This is a genomic window from Micromonospora sp. LHW51205 (assembly GCF_003315815.1).
Taxonomy (GTDB): Bacteria; Actinomycetota; Actinomycetes; order Mycobacteriales; family Micromonosporaceae; genus Micromonospora; species Micromonospora chalcea.
Genome location: NZ_QMEZ01000003.1, coordinates 397,273 through 419,551 on the forward strand (window position 1 = coordinate 397,273; position 22,279 = coordinate 419,551).

General features: G+C 73.8%; 16 protein-coding genes and 2 riboswitches. Of the genes, 11 read left to right on the forward strand and 5 right to left on the reverse strand.

Annotated elements, in window-relative coordinates:
- Positions 1 to 231: 231 nt before the first annotated feature.
- Positions 232 to 5,691 carry a carboxyl transferase domain-containing protein gene (locus DQE82_RS14160; protein ID WP_113972925.1) on the forward strand — a complete coding sequence of 1,820 codons (5,460 nt, stop codon included), beginning with the start codon at positions 232 to 234 and terminating at the stop codon, positions 5,689 to 5,691.
- Positions 5,692 to 5,832: 141 nt separating this feature from the next.
- On the forward strand, positions 5,833 to 6,225 hold the full coding sequence (locus DQE82_RS14165) for an SCO5389 family protein (RefSeq protein WP_043323383.1): 393 nt from the start codon (positions 5,833 to 5,835) through the stop codon (positions 6,223 to 6,225).
- 46 nt (positions 6,226 to 6,271) lie between these two features.
- On the opposite strand, the gene DQE82_RS14170 is transcribed toward DQE82_RS14165, so the two are convergent.
- Positions 6,272 to 6,673 (reverse strand): Fur family transcriptional regulator, encoded by a 402-nt coding sequence (locus DQE82_RS14170; RefSeq protein WP_043323380.1) that lies wholly within the window; start codon positions 6,671 to 6,673, stop codon positions 6,272 to 6,274.
- Between the two features lie 214 nt (positions 6,674 to 6,887).
- Between DQE82_RS14170 and DQE82_RS14175 the strand changes: the two genes are divergently transcribed.
- From DQE82_RS14175 to DQE82_RS14195, 5 genes are all read left to right on the forward strand, one after another.
- Positions 6,888 to 7,454, forward strand: coding sequence for a copper chaperone PCu(A)C (locus tag DQE82_RS14175; protein WP_113972926.1), 567 nt, complete (start codon positions 6,888 to 6,890; stop codon positions 7,452 to 7,454).
- Positions 7,451 to 8,677: a Dyp-type peroxidase gene (locus DQE82_RS14180; RefSeq protein ID WP_104113446.1), complete on the forward strand. Its 1,227-nt coding sequence runs from the start codon at positions 7,451 to 7,453 to the stop codon at positions 8,675 to 8,677. Before DQE82_RS14175 ends, DQE82_RS14180 begins: the two co-directional genes overlap by 4 nt.
- Before the next feature lie 33 nt (positions 8,678 to 8,710).
- A complete protein-coding gene (locus tag DQE82_RS14185) occupies positions 8,711 to 9,313 on the forward strand; it encodes a copper resistance CopC family protein (protein ID WP_113972927.1) in 603 nt (200 codons plus the stop codon).
- A gap of 195 nt (positions 9,314 to 9,508) precedes the next feature.
- Positions 9,509 to 9,710, forward strand: a riboswitch (cobalamin riboswitch).
- A 130-nt stretch (positions 9,711 to 9,840) separates the two neighbouring features.
- A complete protein-coding gene (locus DQE82_RS14190) occupies positions 9,841 to 10,353 on the forward strand; it encodes an acyl-CoA thioesterase (RefSeq protein WP_030499185.1) in 513 nt (170 codons plus the stop codon).
- Positions 10,354 to 10,356: 3 nt separating this feature from the next.
- Positions 10,357 to 10,983 (forward strand): LysE family translocator, encoded by a 627-nt coding sequence (locus tag DQE82_RS14195; RefSeq protein ID WP_113972928.1) that lies wholly within the window; start codon positions 10,357 to 10,359, stop codon positions 10,981 to 10,983.
- 35 nt (positions 10,984 to 11,018) lie between these two features.
- On the opposite strand, the gene DQE82_RS14200 is transcribed toward DQE82_RS14195, so the two are convergent.
- Positions 11,019 to 11,846 (reverse strand): PrsW family glutamic-type intramembrane protease, encoded by an 828-nt coding sequence (locus tag DQE82_RS14200; protein WP_043323375.1) that lies wholly within the window; start codon positions 11,844 to 11,846, stop codon positions 11,019 to 11,021.
- A gap of 120 nt (positions 11,847 to 11,966) precedes the next feature.
- Positions 11,967 to 12,183, forward strand: a riboswitch (cobalamin riboswitch).
- 112 nt (positions 12,184 to 12,295) lie between these two features.
- On the opposite strand from DQE82_RS14200, the gene DQE82_RS14205 reads away from it, so the two are divergent.
- Together DQE82_RS14205 and DQE82_RS14210 are read left to right on the forward strand one after the other, a co-directional pair.
- On the forward strand, positions 12,296 to 14,692 hold the full coding sequence (locus DQE82_RS14205) for a ribonucleoside-diphosphate reductase subunit alpha (RefSeq protein ID WP_069088465.1): 2,397 nt from the start codon (positions 12,296 to 12,298) through the stop codon (positions 14,690 to 14,692).
- The gene (locus tag DQE82_RS14210; protein ID WP_043323372.1) at positions 14,683 to 15,711 is read left to right on the forward strand and encodes a ribonucleotide-diphosphate reductase subunit beta; all 1,029 of its coding nucleotides are present in this window, start codon (positions 14,683 to 14,685) and stop codon (positions 15,709 to 15,711) included. Before DQE82_RS14205 ends, DQE82_RS14210 begins: the two co-directional genes overlap by 10 nt.
- A gap of 21 nt (positions 15,712 to 15,732) precedes the next feature.
- Here the strand turns inward: DQE82_RS14210 and DQE82_RS14215 are convergent, their stop codons facing one another.
- Genes DQE82_RS14215 through DQE82_RS14225 form a run of 3 tightly spaced genes read right to left on the reverse strand, consistent with a single transcriptional unit; the run spans position 15,733 to position 19,597 of the window.
- Entirely contained in the window at positions 15,733 to 16,968 is a 1,236-nt protein-coding gene (locus DQE82_RS14215) for an MFS transporter (RefSeq protein WP_064445650.1), read from the reverse strand.
- A 38-nt stretch (positions 16,969 to 17,006) separates the two neighbouring features.
- Entirely contained in the window at positions 17,007 to 18,446 is a 1,440-nt protein-coding gene (locus tag DQE82_RS14220; RefSeq protein WP_113972929.1) for a condensation domain-containing protein, read from the reverse strand.
- A 14-nt stretch (positions 18,447 to 18,460) separates the two neighbouring features.
- Entirely contained in the window at positions 18,461 to 19,597 is a 1,137-nt protein-coding gene (locus DQE82_RS14225) for a glycosyltransferase (protein ID WP_233514666.1), read from the reverse strand.
- 105 nt (positions 19,598 to 19,702) lie between these two features.
- Between DQE82_RS14225 and DQE82_RS14230 the strand changes: the two genes are divergently transcribed.
- Together DQE82_RS14230 and DQE82_RS14235 are read left to right on the forward strand one after the other, a co-directional pair.
- Positions 19,703 to 20,977, forward strand: coding sequence for a DegT/DnrJ/EryC1/StrS family aminotransferase (locus DQE82_RS14230; protein WP_233514667.1), 1,275 nt, complete (start codon positions 19,703 to 19,705; stop codon positions 20,975 to 20,977).
- A 39-nt stretch (positions 20,978 to 21,016) separates the two neighbouring features.
- The gene (locus DQE82_RS14235) at positions 21,017 to 22,231 is read left to right on the forward strand and encodes an inositol-3-phosphate synthase (protein WP_051610915.1); all 1,215 of its coding nucleotides are present in this window, start codon (positions 21,017 to 21,019) and stop codon (positions 22,229 to 22,231) included.
- Positions 22,232 to 22,279: the final 48 nt, after the last annotated feature.

Consider the following 22,279-nt stretch of genomic DNA (forward strand, 5'->3'; position numbering starts at 1 on the left):
CCCCGCACGCACGTCACGGCGCCGGACCCGCACGGGTCCGGCGCCGTAGCGCGTACCGGCGGGTAGTGAGTGGCTGGCTAAAAAGTTTTGTTCGGTTCCTACAACGGCTCCCGCTCAGGCTTCGGCCGTTACGACATGGCGCCGTACGCGCGCAGGCGGAAGGGTGAGGCAAGCCGGGGGCATCGTCGCCACCCGGCGCGCCACCGTGGTTCTATCGAAGGGGACGGTCACGTGTTCACCCGTGTCGCCATCGTCAACCGTGGTGAGTCCGCGATGCGGCTCATCCACGCGGTCCGGGAACTGGCCGCGGAGACCGGCAGCCGGATCGAGACCGTCGCGCTGTACACCGACGTCGACCGTACCGCCACCTTCGTCCGCGAGGCGGACGTCGCCTACGACCTGGGCCCCGCGTCCGCCCGCCCGTACCTGGACCTGAAGGCGCTGGAACGCGCGCTGGTGGAGACCGGCGCGGACGCCGCCTGGGTCGGCTGGGGTTTCGTGGCCGAGGACCCGGCGTTCGCCGAGCTGTGCGAGAAGATCGGCGTGACGTTCGTCGGGCCGAGCCCGGACGCCATGCGCAAGCTCGGCGACAAGATCGGCGCGAAGCTGATCGCCGAGGAGGTCGGCGTGCCGGTCGCGCCGTGGAGCCGCGGCGCGGTGGAGAGCCTGGAGGACGCGCTGCGCGCGGCGGCCGACATCGGCTACCCGCTGATGCTGAAGGCCACGGCGGGTGGCGGCGGGCGCGGCATCCGGGTGATCCGCAGCGACGCCGAACTGGCCGACGCCTACGAGCGCACCAGCCAGGAGGCGGCGCGGGCGTTCGGCAGCGGCGTGGTGTTCCTGGAGCGCCTGGTCACCGGCGCCCGGCACGTCGAGGTGCAGGTGATCGCCGACGGCCAGGGCACCGCGTGGGCGCTCGGGGTACGGGACTGCTCGGTGCAGCGGCGCAACCAGAAGGTGATCGAGGAGTCCGCGTCGCCGGTGCTCGCCCCGGAGCAGGCGGCGGAGCTGAAGGCCTCGGCGGAGCGCCTGGCGGTGGCGGTCGGCTACCGGGGCGCGGCCACTGTCGAGTTCCTCTACCACCCGGGCGACCGGCTGTTCGCCTTCCTGGAGGTCAACACGCGCCTTCAGGTCGAGCACCCGATCACCGAGGCGACCACCGGGTTCGACCTGGTCAAGGCGCAGTTGCACGTGGCCGGTGGCGGCCGGCTCACCGGCGAGCCGCCGGTCGAGCGCGGGCACGCGATCGAGGCGCGGCTCAACGCCGAGGACCCGGACCGCGACTTCGCGCCCTCCCCCGGCCGGATCACCCGGCTGGACCTGCCCGCCGGGCCGGGCATCCGGGTCGACACCGGCGTCAGCGAGGGCGACACCATCCCGGCCGACTTCGACTCCATGATCGCCAAGATCATCGCGTACGGCCGGGACCGGGACGAGGCGCTGGGCCGCCTGCGCCGGGCGATGGCGAACACCACAGTGGTCATCGCCGGCGGCGCGACGAACAAGAGCTTCGTGCTCGACCTGCTCGACCAGCCCGAGGTGATCGACGCCAGCGCGGACACCGGCTGGATCGACCGGGTACGCGGAGAGGGCCGCCTGGTCGCGCACCGGCACTCCGCCGTCGCGCTCGCCGCCGCCGCGATCGAGGCCTACGAGGAGGACGAGACCGCCGAGCGGCAGCGGTTGCTGTCCACAGCGGCGGGTGGACGCCCGCAGGTGCAGCACCGCAGCGGCCGGCCGCTGGACCTGAAGCTGCGCGGAGTGACCTACCGGATGCGGGTGGCCCGGGTCGGCGCGCACCGGTTCCGGGTCGGTGTCGAGGCCGGTGGCGACGTGCGCACTGCCGACGTCGAGCTGGACCGCTTCGACCGGCACACCGGCCAGATCGCCGTCAACGGCGCCCGGTTCCGCCTGCTCACCGACACCCACGGCCCGGTGCACCTGGTCGAGGTCGACGGCGTGACGCACCGGATCAGCCGCGACGAGGGCGGCGTGGTGCGCTCCCCCATGCCGGCGCTCGTGGTCGCCACGCCACTTGCGGTCGGCGCGGAGGTCGAGGCCGGCGCGCCGGTGCTGGTGCTGGAGGCGATGAAGATGGAGACGGTGCTGCGCGCGCCGTTCCGGGCCCGCCTCAAGGAGTCGTCGGTTCAGGTCGGCACCCAGGTGGAGGCGGGTGCGCCGCTGCTGCGTCTGGAGCCGCTCGTGGAGGAAGGCGCCGAGGCCGCCGACGGCCCGGCCGGTCCCGCTGTCGAGCTGGACCTGCCGGCGCCTGCGGCGGACGTGCCGGCGCGGTCCCGGGCCGAGCGCGGCCAGGAGGACCTGTGCGCGCTGCTGCTCGGCTACGACGTCGACCCGCACGACGAGCGCCGGGTGCTCGACGACTACCTGGACGCGCGCCGGGCGGCCACCGAGGCCGGGCACCGACCGCTGGCCGAGGAGCTGGAACTGGTCGGCGTCTTCGCCGACCTGGCCGAGCTGAGCCGCAACCGTCCCGGCGACGACGGGCCGGCCGGGCACGTGCACAGCGCCCGCGAGTACTTCCACACCTACCTGCAGAGCCTCGACGTCGAGCGGGCCGGTTCCCCGGACTCGTTCCGGGCCCGCCTCGCCAAGGCGCTCGCCCACTACGGCGTCACCGAGCTGGACCGCTCCCCCGAGCTGGAGGCCGCGGTCTTCCGGATCTTCCTGGCCCTGCAGCGGGCCGCCGCGGACGCCACGGTGATCGCCGCGCTGCTGCGCTCGTGGCTGCGCGAGCCGCCGCCGGACGAGGCGCTGCGCGAGCCCGCCGGCCTCACCCTGGAGCGTCTCGTCGCGGCCACCCAGGTCCGCTTCCCGGTCGTCGCCGACCTGGCGCGCGGCGTGGTGTTCGCCTGGTTCGCCCAGCCGCTGCTGCGCCGCAACCGGGCCCGGGTCTACGCGCGGGTCCGCGCGCACCTGCGGCACCTCGACACGCACCCGGACGCGCCGGACCGCGCCGACCGGGTCGCCGAGATGGTACGCAGCACCGAGCCGCTGGTCCGGCTGCTCGGCCAGCGCCTGGTCCGCGACGACCTGGACAACGCGACGATGCTGGAGGTGCTGACCCGCCGCTACTACGGCAACAAGGCGCTCACCGAGGTCACCACCCGGACCACCGGTGGCTGCACGTTCGTGGTGGCCGGGCGGGACGGTTCGAGCGTCGTGTCGGCGGCGGTACGGTTCGACGCGCTCGGCGACGCGCTGCGCGGACTGGCCGAGGTGGCCGGCGAGCGCGACGCCGTCGACGCGGACGTCTACCTGTCCTGGGAGAACCAGCCCGAGGACTTCGACGCCACCGCCGCCGCGCTGCTCGACGTGCTGAACGCGCACCCGCTGCCGGCGGCGGTACGCCGGATCACCACCACCGTCGCCGGGCGCGGCGGAGCGGTGATGCACCACCACTTCACGTTCCGGCCCGGCGCGGACGGGATGGCCGAGGAGCGCCTGATCCGCGGCCTGCACCCGCACATCGCGCAGCGGATGCAGCTGGAGCGGCTGCGCGAGTTCGACCTGACCCGCCTGCCGTCGCTGGACGAGGAGGTCTACCTGTTCCAGGCGGTGGCCCGGCAGAACCCGTCCGACCAGCGGCTGGTCGCGTTCGCGCAGGTACGCGACCTGACCGGGCTGCGGGAGCAGGACGGCCGCCTGGTGTCGCTGCCCACCACCGAGGACACGGTGGCGGCCTGCATCGACTCGATCCGCCGGGCGCAGTCGCGGCGGCCGTCGAAGTCGCGGTTCCCGACCAACCGGATCGTCATCTACGTGTGGCCGCCCAGCGAGCTGACCCGCGAGGAGATGGAGCTGATCGCCGGCCGGGTACGCCCCACCACGGTGGGCGCGGAGCTGGAGGAGATCCTGTTCATCGCGCGCCAGCGCGACCGCCGTACCGGCGAGCTGACCAAGGTCGGCGTGCGGATCACCTTCGACGTCACCGGGCACGCCCGGCTGGACGTGGGTGAGCCGCCGAGCGAGCCGGTCGAGCCGCTGGACGAGTACCGGCTGAAGGTGCTGCGGGCGGCCAGCCGCAACACCGTCTACCCGTACGAGCTGACCGGGCTGCTGGGCGACTTCGTCGAGCACGACCTGGACGCGGACCACCAGTTGGTGCCGGTGGACCGGCCCAAGGGCCGCAACAGCGCGGCGATCGTGGCCGGCGTGGTCACCACGCCGACGCCCCGCCACCCGCAGGGCGTGACCCGGGTGGTGCTGCTCGGCGATCCGACCAAGTCGCTGGGCGCGCTGTCCGAGCCGGAGTGCCGGCGGGTGATCGCCGCGCTGGACCTGGCGCAGCGGATGGGCGTGCCGCTGGAGTGGTACGCGCTGAGCGCCGGCGCCCGGATCTCGATGACCTCCGGCACCGAGAACATGGACTGGGTGGCCGCGGCGCTGAAGCGGATCGTCGAGTTCACCCAGGACGGCGGCGAGATCAACATCGTGGTCGCGGGCATCAACGTCGGCGCCCAGCCGTACTGGAACGCCGAGGCGACGATGCTCATGCACACCAAGGGCGTGCTGGTCATGACGCCCGACTCAGCGATGGTGCTCACCGGCAAGCAGTCGCTGGACTTCTCCGGCGGCGTGTCCGCCGAGGACAACTTCGGCATCGGCGGCTACGACCGGGTGATGGGCCCGAACGGGCAGGCGCAGTACTGGGCGCCGGACCTGCCGGGCGCGCGGGACGTGCTGATGGCGCACTACGACCACACGTACGTCGTGCCGGGCGAGCACGCGCCGCGCCGGGCCGTCACCATGGACCCGGTGGACCGGGACATCTGCGGCTACCCGCACGCGGTGGCCGGAAGCGACTTCGCCACGGTTGGCGAGATCTTCTCCGCCACCGCGAACCCGGACCGCAAGAAGCCGTTCGACATCCGTACCGTCATGCGGGCCCTCGCCGACCAGGACCATCCGGTGCTGGAGCGGTGGGCGGGCATGGCCGACGCGGAGACCGCTGTGGTGCAGGACGTGCACCTGGGCGGCATCCCGGTGTGCCTGCTCGGCATCGAGTCGCGGTCGGTGCCCCGGCACGGCTTCCCGCCCACCGACGGCCCGGACACCTACACCGCGGGCACGCTGTTCCCGCGCTCGTCGAAGAAGGCCGCGCGGGCGATCAACGCGGCCAGCGGCAACCGGCCGCTGGTCGTGCTGGCGAACCTGTCCGGCTTCGACGGCTCACCCGAGTCGATGCGCAAGCTCCAGCTGGAGTACGGCGCGGAGATCGGCCGGGCGATCGTCAACTTCCGCGGCCCGATCGTGTTCTGCGTGATCTCGCGCTATCACGGCGGCGCGTTCGTGGTCTTCTCCAAGGCGCTCAACCCGGACATGACGGTGCTGGCGATCGAGGGGTCGTTCGCCTCGGTGCTCGGTGGCGCGCCGGCCGCCGCCGTGGTGTTCGCCGGTGAGGTCGCCGCCCGCACCGCGGCCGATTCCCGGGTACGCGAGCTGGAGGGCCGGGTCGCGTCCGCCACCGGTACCGAGCGGGCCACGCTCAGCGCGGAGCTGGACGAGCTGCGCGGGTCGGTGCGGGCGGAGAAGCTGGGCGAGGTGGCCGCCGAGTTCGACCGGGTGCACAGCATCCAGCGGGCGGTCGAGGTCGGCTCGGTCGACGCGGTGATCCGCGCCGCCGAGCTGCGGCCCCGGGTCATCGAGGCGATCGAGGCGCACCTGCGCTGACACGTTCCGCGACGTCACACGGCGGACGGGCCTTCGGGTCCGTCCGCCGTTTCGCGTGCGCCGGTCCTTGACGGTCGTCCGGTGACATGGTGTGCTCAGATGGTAATGGAAACCGTGTTCGTTAGAGCTGCCGGAGGACCCATGTCGCTCACCGTTCCGCCCGCCCTGCTGCACGCCGCCGAGACCGGTCCCGTCGACGAGGAGGCGTTCGTCGCCTGTGTCCGCGACTCCCTGCCGTACGCCTGGGAGACGGTCAGCCGGGTCGCCGCCGACCTGGCCGCGACCGACGCCGAGTTCGCCGACAACGTCGTGCCGCCGCCCGGCGACGCCGAGCGCGGGCAACTGCTGCGCGCGATGGCCAGCGACGCGATCCGCGCCGGGCTGGAGCGGCACTTCGGGATCACGCTGGCGTTCCAGAACTGCCACCGGGTGGCAGCCTTCCGCCCCGGCGCGGCCGGCTCCGAGGCGTACCGCCGGTTCACCTCCAGCCGCGGCCAGTTGCTGAACCAGTCACCGGCGCTGCGCAACTGCTGACCGGCGGTCCGGCGCGGGCGGGTCACCGCCCGCCCGCGGCGGTGGCTCAGGCGGCGCAGCGGTCGCAGGTGCCGAAGATCTCCAGGGTGTGCCCGACGTCGGTGAAACCGTGCTGCGCGGCGACCTGGTCGGCCCACCGCTCCACGGCCGGGCCGGCCACCTCCACCGCACGGCCGCAGCGGCGGCAGACCAGGTGGTGGTGATGGCGGCTCTGGCTGCACCGCCGGTAGAGGTGCTCGCCGCCGGGCAGCCGCGCCGAGTCGATCTCGCCGTTGTCGACGAGCAGCTGCAACGTCCGGTAGACGGTGGTCAGACCCACCTTCGCCTGCCGCTGCACGAGCATCTGGTGCAACTGCTGCGCGCTGTGGAAGCCGTCCAGCTCCCGCAGCAGCGCCAGCACCTCGGCGCGCTGCCGGGTGTTGCGGGTCGCCCCGGTCGTCGCCGTCACCGTCCGCCTCCCTCGTCCGGGCGCCCTCTCCGGCCACGGCCGCGCCCGGCGCGCCACGTGACACCCGGAACCATTATGCCTTCCGGGCGCTCCCCGGTCCCCGGTCGCGGTGAGCCCGGCCGGCATGTGACGCGACCGACTCCCCGGGCCGGAACTATCCGCGGCGCCGCCCCGACCAACGGTACGAACACCGGATCTTCGAGGGGACGACCGCATGCCCAGCACCACCAGCCGACGCTTCCCACGCACGGCGGCCCTGATCGGCGCCGCCGTCCTGGCCGCGTCCGTCGCCGCCTGCGGCTCCGCCGACGCCACGCCCACAACCGCGCCGTCGGCGTCGGCGCCCGCCTCGGCCCCGGCGAGCGCAACGGCGGGTGTGCTGACGATCCGCGACCCGTGGGTGAAGGCCGCCGACAAGGGCATGACCGCCGCGTTCGCCACGCTCGTCAACGACGGCGACGCCGACGTCACGATCACCGGGGTGACCACCGACGTGTCCCGGGCCGAGATCCACGAGATGGCCATGACCGACGGGAAGATGGCGATGCGGCAGAAGCAGGGCGGCGTCGTGGTCGCCGCCGGAGCCCAGGCCGCGCTGGAGCCCGGCGGCGACCATCTCATGCTGATGGACCTGACCCGCCCGGTGCGCCCCGGCGACCAGCTCGACGTCACGCTCACCTTCGCCGACGGGCGCACCCAGACGTTCACCGCGGTGGCCAAGCCGTTCACCGGCGCCCAGGAGACGTACGCGCCCGGACACGGCGCGAGCCCCGCGTCATGACCGGAACCGGCGCGCCCGCGCGCCGGGTCAGCCGGCGCGGCCTGCTCACCGGCGGCGCGGCGGCCGCCGGGGGCGCGCTGGCCGGCGCGGGTGCCCTCGCCGCCCTCCGTTCCCACGGGGTACGCCCCGACGACGCCGTCCCGGTGGCCCAGGTCGGCAGCGCTGTCGAGCCGTTCCACGGCGCGCGCCAGTCCGGTGTCACCACCGAGCCCCAGGCGCACGCCGCGTTCGTCGCGTTCACGCTGCGCCCGGACACAGACCGGGCCGCGCTCGGGCGGATGCTGCGACTGCTCTCCGACGACGCCGCCCGGCTCACCCAGGGTCGCCCGGCGCTGGCCGACACCGAGCCGGAACTGGGCCTGCTGCCGGCCCGGCTGACAGTCACGTTCGGCTTCGGCCCCGGGCTCTACGCCGCCGCCGGGCTCGACGACCGCCGCCCCACGTCGGTGGCCGACCTGCCGGCGTTCCGGATCGACCGGTTGCAGCCCCGCTGGTCCGGCGGCGACCTGCTGCTGCAGATCTGCGCCGACGACCCGCTCACCGTCGCGCACGCCCAACGGGTCCTGACCAAGGACAGCCGCCCGTTCGCCACCGTCCGCTGGGTGCAGCAGGGCTTCCGCCGGGCCGCCGGCGCCGAGCCCGGACGCACCCAGCGCAACCTGTTCGGCCAGCTCGACGGCACCGCCAACCCGAAGCCCGGCGTGTCGGCGGACACCGCCGTCTGGGTGACCGACGGGCCGGACTGGCTCCGCGACTCCACCACCCTGGTGGTGCGCCGGATCAGCATGAACCTGGAGACGTGGGACCTGCTCGGCCGCGCCGACCGGGAACTCGCGGTGGGCCGGCGCCTCGACACCGGCGCGCCGCTGACCGGCGAGGCGGAGCACGACGAGCCCGACTTCGCCGCGCTCGGACCGGACGGGCTCACCGTGATCCCGGACTTCTCGCACCTGACCCGGGCCCGCGTCACCGACGACCGGCAGAAGATCCTGCGCCGGCCCTACAACTACGACGGCGCGCCGACCGCCGAGGGACACGCGGACAGCGGGCTCGTCTTCGCCGCGTACCAGGCCGACATCGCCCGGCAGTTCCTGCCCATCCAGCGGCGGCTGGCCGAACGGGACCTGCTCAACGAGTGGACCACCCCGATCGGCTCCGCCGTGTTCGCCGTACCGCCCGGCTGCCCCGAGGGCGGCTGGATCGGCCAGCAACTGCTCGGCTGACCACGACGCTGACCACGACCAGGAAGGCGCGTCATGCGTACCCGTACCGTCTCCGCACTCCTCGCCGCGCTGTTCACCACGGCGCTGCTGCTGGTCCCGGCCACGCCCGCGGCGGCGCACAACTCGCTGCAGGAGGCCACGCCGGCCCGCGACGCCCGGCTCACCACCGCGCCGACGCAGGTGACGCTGCGGTTCCTGCAGCGACTCAACCCGGCCTTCACCACCATCACGCTGCGCGACTCCACCGACCGTCAGGTGCCCGCGAGCGCGCCCGCCGTGGACGGCGCGACGGGCACGGTGACGATCGAGGAGCCGCTGGCCAACGGCACCTACACCGTCGCCTACCGCGTGGTCTCGCGCGACGGCCACCCGGTCCAGGGCTCGTACCGCTTCACCGTCGCCGACCCGGCCGCTCCCCCGGCGGCCACCCCGTCACCGGCCACTCCCTCGCCGGCCGCCTCCGCGGACGTCTCGGCGGGCGCTGCGGCAGGCGCGGACGCCTCTCCGGCGAGCGCCGACGCTTCGGCCGACGCCGACGAAGGTCTGCCGGTGGGCCTGCTGGTCGGCGGAGCGGTCGCCGCGGTGGCGGCAGCCGGCGTGACCGCGCTACTGCTTCGACGCCGCCGCGCCTCCTGACCCGTCGCCCGCTGACGCGGGTCCGCCCGGCTTCCTGATGAGCGGGAGAGACGTCCCGCCATGCGGACGGCGCATGCGGGGCGGCACCGGGTGTGCCGGAGCCTGCGCGCCTGTGGGACGGCCGGGGGCAGTGCGCCGAAGGGCGGAACGCGGGTCGCGGCGAGGGCGGGTCGGGGCTGGGTTAGGCTGCCGGGAGCGCTGGTTCACCCGGTCGGCGACGGCCGGGTGTCGTAAGAGGGAACCCGGTGGAAGTCCGGGACTGCCCCGCAGCGGTGAGTGGGAACGACAGCCGTCAACAGCACTGGGCCACCGGCCTGGGAAGCGACGGCCGGTAGGCGACCGGCGACCCCGGTCGGGCCCGCGAGTCCGAAGACCTGCCCGCGTCGCGCGTACCACCGGTGCGCGCTGCCGTCGACCTCGCGGGTGGGTCGGGCGGGTGACACGCCGGGCGGGAGCCGTCGGCGTGCCTCGACGTGCAACTCCCCCGTCCGGTCGGCGGTCCGCTTCTGCGAGGACGGAACCGCACCGTGACCGATGCCATCACCCTCACCGGCCGACCACCGTCGGCGTCGCACCTGACCCTGTCGCAGATCATGGACCAGCACCACACCAACCTGATGGGCACGGTGCACGGCGGCCGGATCCTCAACCTGATCGACTCGGTCGCCGGGGTGGTCGCCGCCCGCCACTCCGACGGACCGGCCGTCACCGCCGCCATCGACGAGACGGCCTTCCTGCGCGCTGTCCGCGTCGGTGACGTGGTGCACGTGGACGCCCGGATCACCTGGGCCGGCCGCAGCTCGATGGAGGTGGCCGTGAAGGTCAGCGCGGACCGCTGGGACCGCGCGGTGCCGCCGGTGGACGTGGCGACCGCGCACCTGGTGATGGTGGCCGTGGACGACGAGGGCCAGCCCCGGCCGGTGCCGCCGCTGCTGCCCGGCACCGACGGTGACCGGCGGCGCTACCGGGAGGCGCAGATCCGGCGCGAACACCGGCTGGCGCTGCGCCGGGCGCTGCTCGACGGCGCCGAGGAGGGCTGAGGCGTGCTCGGACTGTCGGCGGCCACGCTCGCGGGATACCTGGCCGCGATCGTGGTGCTCATGCTCACCCCCGGGCCGGACATGATGTTCGTGCTCGCCAACGCCACCCGGTACGGCGCGCGGGCCGGGGCGGTGGCGGCGCTCGGGGTCGCGGCCGGGGAGGCGGTGCACGTCGCCGCCGTGGTGGCCGGACTCGCCACCGTGATCGCCGCGTCCCCGGTGCTGTTCACCGCGATCCGGTGGGCCGGTGCGGCGTACCTGATCGTGCTGGGCCTGCGGGCGCTGCGCGGCACGGGCCGGCCCGGCGTCGCGGCGGACGGGGCGGACGGCGGCGGCGCCGGGCGGGCGTTCCGGCGCGGGCTGCTCACGAACCTGCTCAACCCGAAGATGATCCTGTTCAGCGTGGCGTTCCTGCCGCAGTTCGTCCGGCCCGACGCGGGCCCGGTGGCGGCACAGCTGGTGCTGCTCGGCGCGCTGTTCGTCGCGGTGCAGCTCACCGTGGACCTGGCTCTCGGCTTGGGCGCCGGGCGGTTCGCCCGCCGCTGGGGCGACAGCCGCTGGTCGCGGCGGGTCGACCGGCTCTGCGCTGTCGCCTTCGTCGCGCTCGGTGTCCGGCTGGCCGCCGGCTGACGCTTGCTCGACTCCAGCTCGCCGAGATGGCGGCATCAGGAGGGCTCCGACCCCGCCACCTCGGCGAGCTGGTGAGGATCACGCTCCGGCGCCCGGGGCGGGGCGGCGGGCCGCTCGCGGTCCAGGTGCAGGCGCAGCAGCACCCAGCCCAGCGACACACCGCCGATGAACACGTACGCGGGCTGCGTGCCGAACGTGTCCCAGCAGGTGTGCAGCGTGACGGCGGCGGCGAAGGTGAGCAGGAACGCCGCCAGTCTCCGGCCGCCGGGCGCGGCGGCGAACGTGAACAACGCGGCGGCGGTCAGCCCGGTCCAGGCCAGGTGCGCGGCGGGCGCGGTGAGACCGCGAACCAGCAGCGTCCGCTCGACGGCGCCGAGGTTGCCCTCCGACCCGACGAACGCGGCGAACGCGTACCCCATGGTCTCCAGTGCGGCGAACCCGGCGCCGGAGGCCACGCCGATCACCAGGCCCTGCGCCGGTGACCGGTGCCGCCGCCACAGCAGCAGGATGCCGGCCGGCACGATCAGCTTCGCGGTCTCCTCGGCCAGGCCGACGAGCGCCATCGGCAGGACGCCGAGGCGGTGCAGCGTGCCGTACTCCAGCCAGCCGGCGGCGACCACGCCGACCACGCCGCCGAGGAGCGCGGCGACGCCGACGACGGAGCCGGGGACCGGGCGGCGGGCCGGCCGCCCCTGGGCGAAGGCCAGGAACGTGGCGGGCGCGACGCACGCGCCGAGCACGATCAGCGCTGGTACGAACGTGACGGTGCCGGTGCCGGACAGTGTCTCCAGCACCAGCAGGTGAAGCCCGACGCCGACGAGCAGGACCGCCACCCACGCCCAGCGGCGTCCGGTATTCCCCATACGCCGAGTATCGCGCCCGGCGGCGAGCGCCGGCATCGGGGGTAGGCACTGTGGACAGTGAGATCCATGCGACACGCCCGACACGACATCTGGTGTTGCCCAACCGCCCCCACCGCCATATATGGTGGTGCCGCAGCTGGTTCGGCCGAGCCCTCCGGGGCGGGGCCGAGGCAAGAGGGAACCCGGTGGAAATCCGGGACTGCCCCGCAGCGGTGAGTGGGAACGACAGCCGTCAACAGCACTGGGCCACCGGCCTGGGAAGCGACGGCCGGTAGGCGACCGGCGACCCCGGTCGGGCCCGCGAGTCCGAAGACCTGCCAGCGCGCCGTGCGCCTCCGCGTACGGCGGCCGGAGGTCGCGCGGGACGACCGACGCCAGCAGCCGGGCCGGCCGCGCCGTGCCCGTTGGCGTCTCCCGCCGTCTCCAGACGGTGACAGCGAGGAGAGGTCATGACTGTCGTGCAGGAAAGCCCGCCAGCCACCGGCGGCGGGTCCGAGGCCCGCCGGCCGGCGATGCGGGTACGCAAACGGGACGGCGACACCGAGCCGGTGGACGTCGGCAAGATCGTCCGGGCGGTCGAACGCTGGGTCGCCGACCTGGACGAGGTGGACCCGCTGCGGGTGGCCACCAAGACGATCAGCGGGCTCTACGACGGGGCGACCACCGCCGAGCTGGACCGGCTGTCGATCCAGACCGCGGCGGAGCTGATCGGCGAGGAGCCGCAGTACTCGAAGCTGGCGGCAAGGCTGCTGGCCGCGTACGTGGACAAGGAGGTCCGCGGTCAGGGCGTGGCGAGCTTCAGCCAGTCGATCGCGTACGCGCACGGGCTGGGGCTGATCGGCGACGAGACGGCCGCGTTCGTCGCCCGGCACGCGCGCAAGCTCGACGACGCCGTGGACCCGGACGGCGACAGGCGGTTCGAGTACTTCGGACTGCGCACTGTCGCGGACCGCTACCTGCTGCGGCACCCGCAGTCGCGGCTGGTGGTGGAGACGCCGCAGTACTGGCTGCTGCGGGTGGCCTGCGGACTGTCCCGCACCCCGGGCGAGGCGGTCGGCTTCTACCGGCTGATGTCCAGCCTGGCCTATCTGCCCAGCTCCCCCACGCTGTTCAACTCCGGCACCCGGCACACCCAGATGTCGTCGTGCTTCCTGGTCGACTCGCCGCGCGACGAGCTGGACTCGATCTACGAGCGCTACCACCAGGTGGCGAAGCTGTCGAAGTTCTCCGGCGGCATCGGCATCGCCTGGTCGCGGGTGCGCGGCCGGGGCGCGCTGATCCGGGGCACGAACGGCCGGTCCAACGGCATCGTGCCGTTCCTCAAGACGCTCGACGCCGGGGTGGCCGCGGTCAACCAGGGTGGCCGGCGCAAGGGCGCGGCCTGCGTCTACCTGGAGCCGTGGCACCCGGACGTGGAGGAGTTCCTGGAGCTGCGGGACAACACCGGCGAGGAGTCCCGGCGTACGCACAACCTCAACCTGGCCAACTGGATCCCGGACGAGTTCATGCGCCGGGTCGAGGCCGACGGCGAGTGGTCGCTCGTCGATCCGTCGGACGCCCCGGAGCTGCCCGACCTGTACGGGGAGGCGTTCGACGCCGCGTACCGGGCGGCGGAGAAGAACGCGGTCCGCACGGTACGGGCCCGGGACCTGTACGGGCGGATGATGCGCACGCTCGCGCAGACCGGCAACGGCTGGATGACGTTCAAGGACGCCGCGAACCGGCTGTCCAACCAGACCGGTGAGCCGGGCAACGTGATCCACCTGTCCAACCTGTGCACCGAGATCCTGGAGGTGAACGACGACGCCGAGACGGCGGTGTGCAACCTCGGCTCGGTGAACCTCGGTGCCCACGTCACCGCCGACGGGGTGGACTGGGAGCGGCTGCGCGCCACGGTCCGCACCGCTGTGGTGTTCCTCGACCGGGTGATCGACATCAACTACTACCCGGCCGAGCAGGCGGCTGCGTCGAACCCGCGCTGGCGGCCGGTCGGGCTCGGCCTGATGGGGTTGCAGGACGCGTTCTTCACGCTGCGCCTGCCGTTCGACTCCCCCGAGGCGAAGGAGCTGTCCACCCGCGTGCAGGAGGAGATTTTGCTGACCGCGCTGGAGACCTCCGCCGGGCTGGCCGAGCGGTTCGGGCCGCATCCGGCGTACCCGCAGACCCGGGCCGCGAAGGGTGACCTGCACCCGGACCTGTGGGGCGCGGAGCCGGCGCAGGCCGGACGGTGGGCGGCGCTGCGTGAGCGGATCGCCGCAGGCGGGCTGCGCAACTCGCTGCTGGTGGCGATCGCACCGACCGCCACCATCGCCTCCATCGCCGGCTGCTACGAGTGCGTCGAGCCGCAGGTGTCCAACCTGTTCAAGCGCGAGACGATGTCCGGGGAGTTCCTCCAGGTCAACACGTACCTGGTGCGGGAGCTGAAGGCGCGCGGGCTGTGGACGCCGCAGGTCCGCGACCGGATCAAGCGGGCCGAGGGCTCGGTGCAGGACATCACCGAGCTGCCCGCGCCGGTGCGGGAGCTGTTCCGCACCGCCTGGGAGCTGCCGCAGCGGGCGCTGATCGACCTGGCCGCCGCGCGGGCGCCGTTCGTCGACCAGTCCCAGTCGCTGAACCTGTTCCTGAGCGCGCCGACCATCGGCAAGCTGTCCTCGATGTACCTGTACGCCTGGAAGGCCGGGCTGAAGACCACCTACTACCTGCGTTCCCGTCCCGCCACCCGCATCCAGCAGGCCACCGTCGCCCCGGTGCCCGCCCCGGTGCCCGGCGTGGTCTCCGCCGTGAGCGACGACGAGGCGCTGGCCTGTTCCCTGGAGAACCCCGAGAGCTGCGAGGCATGCCAGTGACCACCACCGCACCGACCCGGCACATGCTGCTCGACCCCGGCATGGACCTGACCCTGCGGCCGATGCGCTACCCGCGCTTCTTCGACCGGTTCAAGGACGCGATCAGGAACACCTGGACGGTCGAGGAGGTGGACCTGCACTCGGACCTCGCCGACCTGGCGAAGCTGTCCCCCGCCGAACGGCACCTGGTGTCGCGGCTGGTGGCGTTCTTCGCCACCGGCGACACGATCGTCGCCAACAACCTGGTGCTCAACCTCTACCAGCACGTCAACTCGCCCGAGGGCCGGCTCTACCTGTCCCGGCAGCTGTTCGAGGAGGCGGTGCACGTCCAGTTCTACCTGAACCTGCTCGACACGTACGTGCCGGACGAGAAGGAGCGCTTCGCCGCGTTCGCCGCGGTGGAGAACATCCCGTCGATCGCCCGCAAGGCCGAGTTCTGCTTCCGGTGGATCGACTCCATCTTCGAGCTGCGCGAGCTGCGGACCCGCGACGACCGGCGGGCGTTCCTGCTCAACCTGATCTGCTTCGCCGCGTGCATCGAGGGCCTGTTCTTCTACGGCGCGTTCGCCTACGTCTACTTCCTGCGGTCCCGGGGCCTGCTCAACGGGCTGGCCTCCGGCACCAACTGGGTGTTCCGGGACGAGTCGATGCACATGGCGTTCGCGTTCGACGTGGTGGAGACCGTACGCGCCGAGGAACCGGACCTGTTCGACGCCGAGATGGAGAAGCAGGTGAAGGAGATGCTGGCCGAGGCGGTGGAGTGCGAGGTGAGCTTCGCCGCGGACCTGCTGGGCCAGGGCGTGCCGGGGATGTCGCTGGCGGACATGCGCGAGTACCTCCAGCACGTGGCCGACCGGCGCCTGGCGGTGCTCGGCATCGCCCCGATGTACGGCAGCGCCAACCCGTTCGCGTTCATGGAGTTGCAGGACGTGCAGGAGCTGTCCAACTTCTTCGAGCGGCGGGTGTCGGCGTACCAGGTCGGCGTGACCGGCAGCGTCACGTTCGACGACGACTTCTGACCGCCGCCCCCGCCCCGGCCGTCACGGCCGGGGCGGGGCCGGGCTCTCGCCGGGCAGCGCCGCCGCCCGCACCCGCCCGATCAACGCCACCACGGCGAGCGCCAGCACGGCCACCACCACGAACGCGGTACGCAGGTCCAGCGCGCCGGCGAGCAGGCCGATCACCGGCGCCGCGAGCAGCGCGCCCGGCCACTGGCCCATCGCCACCACGGAGACGCCCTCGCCGGACGTGAGGCCCGGCTGCTCACCGGCGAAGCCGAGCACCGTCGGGGTCACGCACGCCAGGCCGAACCCGAGCAGTCCGAACCCGGCCATCACCGCCGCCGGATGGGGGTACGCCACCGGCAGCGCCACGCCGGCTGTCGCGACCAGCGCGGACAGCCGGACGAAGCGGATCCGCCCGACCCGGCCGGCCAGCCGGTCGCCGAACAGCCGGGCGACGGTCGCGGCCAGCGAGAGACAGGTGTACGTGGCCGCGGCGAGCACCGCCGTGGCGCCGGCCACCTCGGTCGCGTACAGCGCGCTCCACTGGGCGCCGGCCATCTCGATGAACGAGGCGAGGAAGGCGATCACCGCGAGCAGCAGCAGTTGCGGGGTGAACCGGTCACGCAGCCGGCGCCGCGCCTCGCCGTCCTTGGTCTCCTGGCGGGGCGTGTCGGGCAGCCAGCGGTGCGTGGCGATCAGCAGCGCGCCCAGCAGGACACTGGTGACGGCCATCTGCGCCGACGGCGACATCCCGATCGCCGCGGCCCCGGTGCCGCAGAGGCCGCCGACCAGCATGCCGATGCTGAAGCCCGCGTGGAACGTGGACAGGATGGGCCGCCCGTACCGCTTCTGCACCTCGACCGACTGGGCGTTCATCGGCGTGGCCAGCAGGTTCGCCGCGAAGCCCCAGACCGCGAGGCCGCCGACCAGCGCCACCACAGTGGTGGACGCGGCCAGCAGCGGCGCGTTGAGCAGGATCAGCGCGGCCCCGGCCAGCGCCAGCCGGCGGGTGTTGATCCGGCTGATCAGCACCGCCACCACGACCAGGGAGACCAGCTCCCCCGCGTTCGTGGCGATGTTCGCCAGGCCCCAGCCGGTGTTGCCGACCCCTACCGCGTCCCGCACCTCCGGCACGCGGGCCGACCACCCGCCGATGGCCAGGCCCATGATGACGAAGAGCAGCGCCACCGACCAGCGGGCCCGTACGGCCGAGCGGGGCACCGGCGGCGCGGGCTGCTCCGTCGTGTGCTGGTTCGTCGAGGTGTCCGTCATGGTCGTCGTACCTCTCTGGGATCGGTCCGTCGGAACTCCTACCCGATCGCGTGGTCGAGGAAGCACGCACCGTCAGGAAGGCGTACCCGTTCCGGTGTGGTGCCGGGGTCGGTGACGAGCGCCGAGACCACCGCGACGTAGTCGTCGATCAGCCCGCGTACCAGGTCGTCGCCGAAGACACCCCGGTTGCGGATCACCACGCCGCCGGCCCGGTCGTCGTCCACCACGACGATCGGTGAACCCCGCTTGACCCAGACGGGCAGACATTCGGGCGGCACGTCGGCGGCGACCACCGGCGGCGGGGTGCCGGGCGCGGCCCGGGCGGTGATGTCGACCGGCTCCACCCGCAGATCCGGGTAGTGCAGCACCGGCGACGCCGACGCGGCGGACTGGAACCAGGCGTCGAACAGGTGGTTGTCCGGCCAGGGGCGGATCGCCGCGAAGCCGGGACGGACCGCCCGGGCCAGCCGGTGGTACGCGGTGGCGTGCGCGACGGCCCCGGCCAGCGAGGCGTGCGCGGCGCCGACCACAGCGCTCATCGGCGCGTCCGGCGCAACGTCGACCGGCAGGTAGACGTTGTTGGTGAACTGCCCGACGAGCTGCCGGGACAGCGGGCTCTCCCGGCCCAGCGTGGTGGTGCCCAGCACCACCCGGGACCGGCCCGCCCGCCGCGACAGCAGCACCAGGTACGCGGCGAGCAGCAGCACGTACGGGCTGGTGCGGGCCCGCCGTGCGGCCGGGCGCAGCCGCGCGGTGATCTCGGGCGGGAACGCGAAGCGGGTGGCCACCTCGGCGCTGAGCGCGACGTCCGGCGCCGGCGGCGACGCCGGGAAGAGCTGGTACGGCTCCACCGGCCGCAGCCGGTCCCGCCAGTACGCGGCCCGGGCGGCGGCGTCGACGCCGTTGCCGGACTGCTCCGCCTCCTGGAGCGCGGCGAGCGCGGCCGGGTCCACGCCCAGCGGCGGCTGCGGGTCGGCCGCGCCGAGCCGGGCCGCGTACGCGTGGCACAGGTCCTCCACCACGACGCGGCACGACCAGCCGTCGGAGACCATGTGGAAGAAGCAGAGCGCGAGCACGTGCTCGGTCGCGGAGAGCCGGACCAGCGCGGCCCGCCACAGCGGCGCCCGGCCGGGGTCGAACGCGTCGTTGCGGTGCGCGTACGCGATCTGCTCGACGCGGGCCTGCTGCTCGGCCGGCGGCAGTCCGGACAGGTCGACGTACTCCAGCGGCGACTCCACGTGCGGCAGGATCCGCACCTCGGGCTGCACGCCGATGCGGTCGAACCGCATCCGCAGCGCGTCGTGCCGGTCCACCACGTCCTGCATCGCCTGCCGCAGCACGTCGACCCGCAGCGTGCCGCGCAACCGGCGGAACTCCACCACCACGAGCCGTGAGGCGCCGGGACGGGCCGGGTCGAGCGCGGTCATGAACTCCCACATCATCTGCTGGCCGGGGGCCAGCGGGTACGTCGTCGGCACTGCCACTCCCCCCGTCAGGCCGCCACCGGCGGCGTGGCCACCGGCGCGATCTGCCGGTGGTCCGTCTCGTCCGGCTGGTAGTCCGCCTCGTCCGGCGCGCGGAAGCCGGTGAAGAGCAGGTCGGGACGGCCGAGCCGCAGCGAGGTGACGAACGCGGCCCCGTCGAAGAGCGTCTCGATCGCCGCGCAGGCCGCCGACTCGGCCACCGCGCGCGGTCCCCGGTCGCCGCCGAGCCGGCCGGGCGTCTTCGCGGCGATCACGGCGGCCGCGACGGCCGGCACCGCGAGCAGGCTGCGTCCCCCGCTGCGCCGGGCGGTCAGCAGCCCGGCCAGCGCGGTCACGGCGAGCGTGCTGGCGGTGTTGAGCACGAACCGGCGCCGGTGCGGGTGGGCCAGACAGAGCCACTGCTCGGAGCGCCCGTACGTGGTGAACCGGTAGGCGACCGCGCGGAAGGTGTCGGCGACGCCGGTGTCGTGGGTGACCACGCCGTCCGGGTCGGTGAGCAGCACGTAGCCGGCGTCGGTGAGGAGCAGCCCGAGGTGCAGGTCCTCCCCGCCCAGCGGCATCGGGGAGTCCTCCGGGAACCCGCCGACCGCCTCGAAGACGGCGCGCTTGACGGCCATGTTCGCGCCGGCGCCCCAGGACACGCGCTCGTAGTGCAGCGGCCGGGTCAGGTCGCCGAGCAGCAGGTAGGAGCGGCGCATCACGCGGAAGAACGCGCTGTCGCCGGGCTCGACGATCACCGGGCCGGTGACGCCGGCGACCTCCTCGCCGGAGGCGCGCAGCCGGGCCGCGTACCGGGTGATCAGGTCGGCCGGCACCCGGCAGTCGGAGTCGGTGAACAGCACCAGGTCGTGGCGGGCGTGCCGGACGCCCAGGTTCCGTTTGGCCCCGACGTGCCGGGGCCCGCGTACGTAGCGGGCGCCGTACTCGGCGCAGGCCGCCCGGTGGGCGGCGGCCGCGGCGGGCGCCGAGTCGTCGACGACCACCACCTCCACCGGCTCGGGGCAGTTCGGGGCGGCGTCGCGCAGACTGCGGAGCTGGCGGCGCATCTCCGCCACCCGGTCCTTGACCGGGATGACCACGGAGACGCCGCGCGTGACGGCGCGGGGTTCGGTCGGTTCGCCCACGGGCGATGCGGATCGGCTCATGCCCCGAGGTTCGACCACCGGGGTACAGCGCCGATACACAGCGCCGGCCGTTGCAGCCATCGCACATGTACCGCTGATGTATCGATGGCCATCAAGGTCGAAGGCATGACGACCTCCATCCCCATCGACCGGCGGCTCGCCGTGGACGGCGGCCGGCCGGTCCGCCCGCCGGACCGCCCATGGCCACGCTGGCCGACCCCCGCGCCGGATGCCGCCGCCAACCTGTCCGCGGTGCTGACCGGCGGCCGGTGGGCGATCAGCAGCCCGTCCGTCGGCGACACCGTCCTGTTCGAGCGACGTTTCGCCGCCGACTTCGCCCGCTACGTCGGCACCCGCCACTGCGTGCCGGTCGACCACGGGTCCAGTGCCCTGGTGGTGGCCCTGGAGTCACTCGGCCTCGGCTACGGCGAGACGGTGCTCGTACCGGCGCTGACCTGGACCGCCTCCGCGACCGCCGCGCTGCGCGCCGGCCTGGTCCCGGTGCTCGTCGACGTCGACCGGGACACCGGCTGCGTCGGGCCGGACGACCTCGACCTGTCCGTGGACCCGCGGGCCGTGGTCGCCGTGCACTGGGCCTCCAACATGGCCGACGTGCCGGCGCTCGACGCGGTCACCCGGCCGCGCGGCATCTCCGTCGTGGAGGACTGCGCGCAGGCCCACGGCGCCACCTGGCAGGGCCGCCAGGCCGGCTCGCTCGGCCGGCTCGGCTGCTTCAGCTTCCAGCACGGCAAGGTCCTCACCTGCGGTGAGGGCGGGGCCGTGGTCACCGACGACGACACGCTCGCGCCGGTGCTCGAGGAGCTGCGGGCCGATTCGCGCCGCTACCGGGGCGACCGGACGCCGGCCGGCGAACTGGACCTGGAGGAGAGCGCCGGTGTGCAGGGCGCCAACTTCTGCCTGAGCGAGTTCTCCGCCGCCGTGGCCTGCGCGCAACTGGCCGTCCTGGACGGCCAGCACGACGTGCGCAACCACAACTACCGGCTGCTCGGCGACCTGCTGGACGGTGTCGACGGCGTACGGCTGCTGCAACCGGCGCCGGGGCAGACCCGCATCTCGATCTACGAGGGCACGATCGTCTTCGACGAGCTGCCGGCCGGCCTGGACAACGCCGCCGTGGCCGCCGCGCTCACCGCCGAGCTGGGCCGGCGGTTCTACTGCACCGACGAGCCGCTGCACCGCAGCCGCCTGCTGCAGCCGTGGACGAAGCCGCTGCTCGCGCCGCTGGCCGAACGCTTCGCGGCGATCCACCGGGAGCGCACGTACCCCAACACCGAGTGGTTCGCCGCACACACCGTCCAGACACACCACAGCACCTTCCTCGGCACCGAACAGGACATGGAGGACATCGCCGCCGCCGTCACCAAGGTGCTCACCCGCTGAACCGCGCCGTCCCGGCGCACCCAGAGAAGGAGTCTTCCCGTGACCGTCACCCAACGCGAGACCTCGCACGCCCCGTCCCCCGAAACGGACGCACCCGTCGGCGTGTGGCTCAACGGCGCCCGCGGTTCGGTCGCCACCACGGCGATCACCGGTCTGCTGGCGCTGCGCGCCGGCATGGCCGACTCGACCGGCTGCGTCACCGACACCGGCATGCTGCGCGACGCGCCGCTGGTGAGCTGGACCGACCTGGTGGTCGGCGGGCACGACATCGTCGACACGCCGCTGGAGAAGAAGGCCGAGTCGCTCGTCGACTCCGGTGTCATCCCGGCGCCGGTGCTGGCCGCCGTGCGGGGCAGCCTGCCCGAGGTCGAGCAGAACCTGCGCACCGGCTACGACGCGCGTACCGAGACCGGACCGCTGGCCGAGGTGGTCGACCGGCTGGCCGGCGACATCGAGGAGTTCCGCGCCCGCCACGGGCTGTCCCGGGTCGTCGTCATCAACGTGTCCTCCACCGAGCCGCCGGCCGACCACCGGCCCGAGCACGACGACCTGGACGCGCTGACCCGCGCCCTGGCCGACCCGGACGACAAGGCGCTGCCGGCCAGCTCGGTGGTCGCGTACGCGGCGTTCCGGGCCGGCTGCGGTTTCGTCGACTTCACCCCGTCCACCGGCGCCCGGCTGCCCGCGCTGGAGATGCTGGCGCAGCGGGAGCGGGTGCCGTTCGCCGGCTCCGACGGCAAGACTGGGGAGACGCTGCTGCGTACCGCCCTGGCGCCGATGTTCACCAGCCGCGCCCTGCACGTGCTCTCCTGGGCCGGGGTGAACCTGCTCGGCGGCGGTGACGGGGCGACGCTGGAGGACCCGCGCAACGCCCGCAGCAAGCTCAGCTCGAAGTCGGGCGTGCTGCCCGCGCTGCTCGGTGAGGACGTCACCGCCCCGCTGCACATCGACAACGTGCCGGACCTCGGCGACCACAAGACCGCCTGGGACCACGTCTCGTTCGAGGGCTTCCTCGGCGTCCGGATGTCCATGCAGCTCACCTGGAGCGGGGTGGACTCCACGCTGGCCGCCCCGCTGGTGCTCGACCTGGCCCGGCTGACCGCCGCGGCGCACCGCGCCGGGCACGTCGGCCCGATCGAGGAGCTGGGGTTCTTCTTCAAGGACCCGATCGGCACCGACGAGCACGCGCTGGCCGAGCAGGCGCAGGCGCTCGCCAGCTGGGCCAACGGGCTGGACGGCCGCGGCGACAGCTGACCTTCGTACCGGCCGCCGGCGCGGCGACTCCCGCGCCGGCGGCCCCGC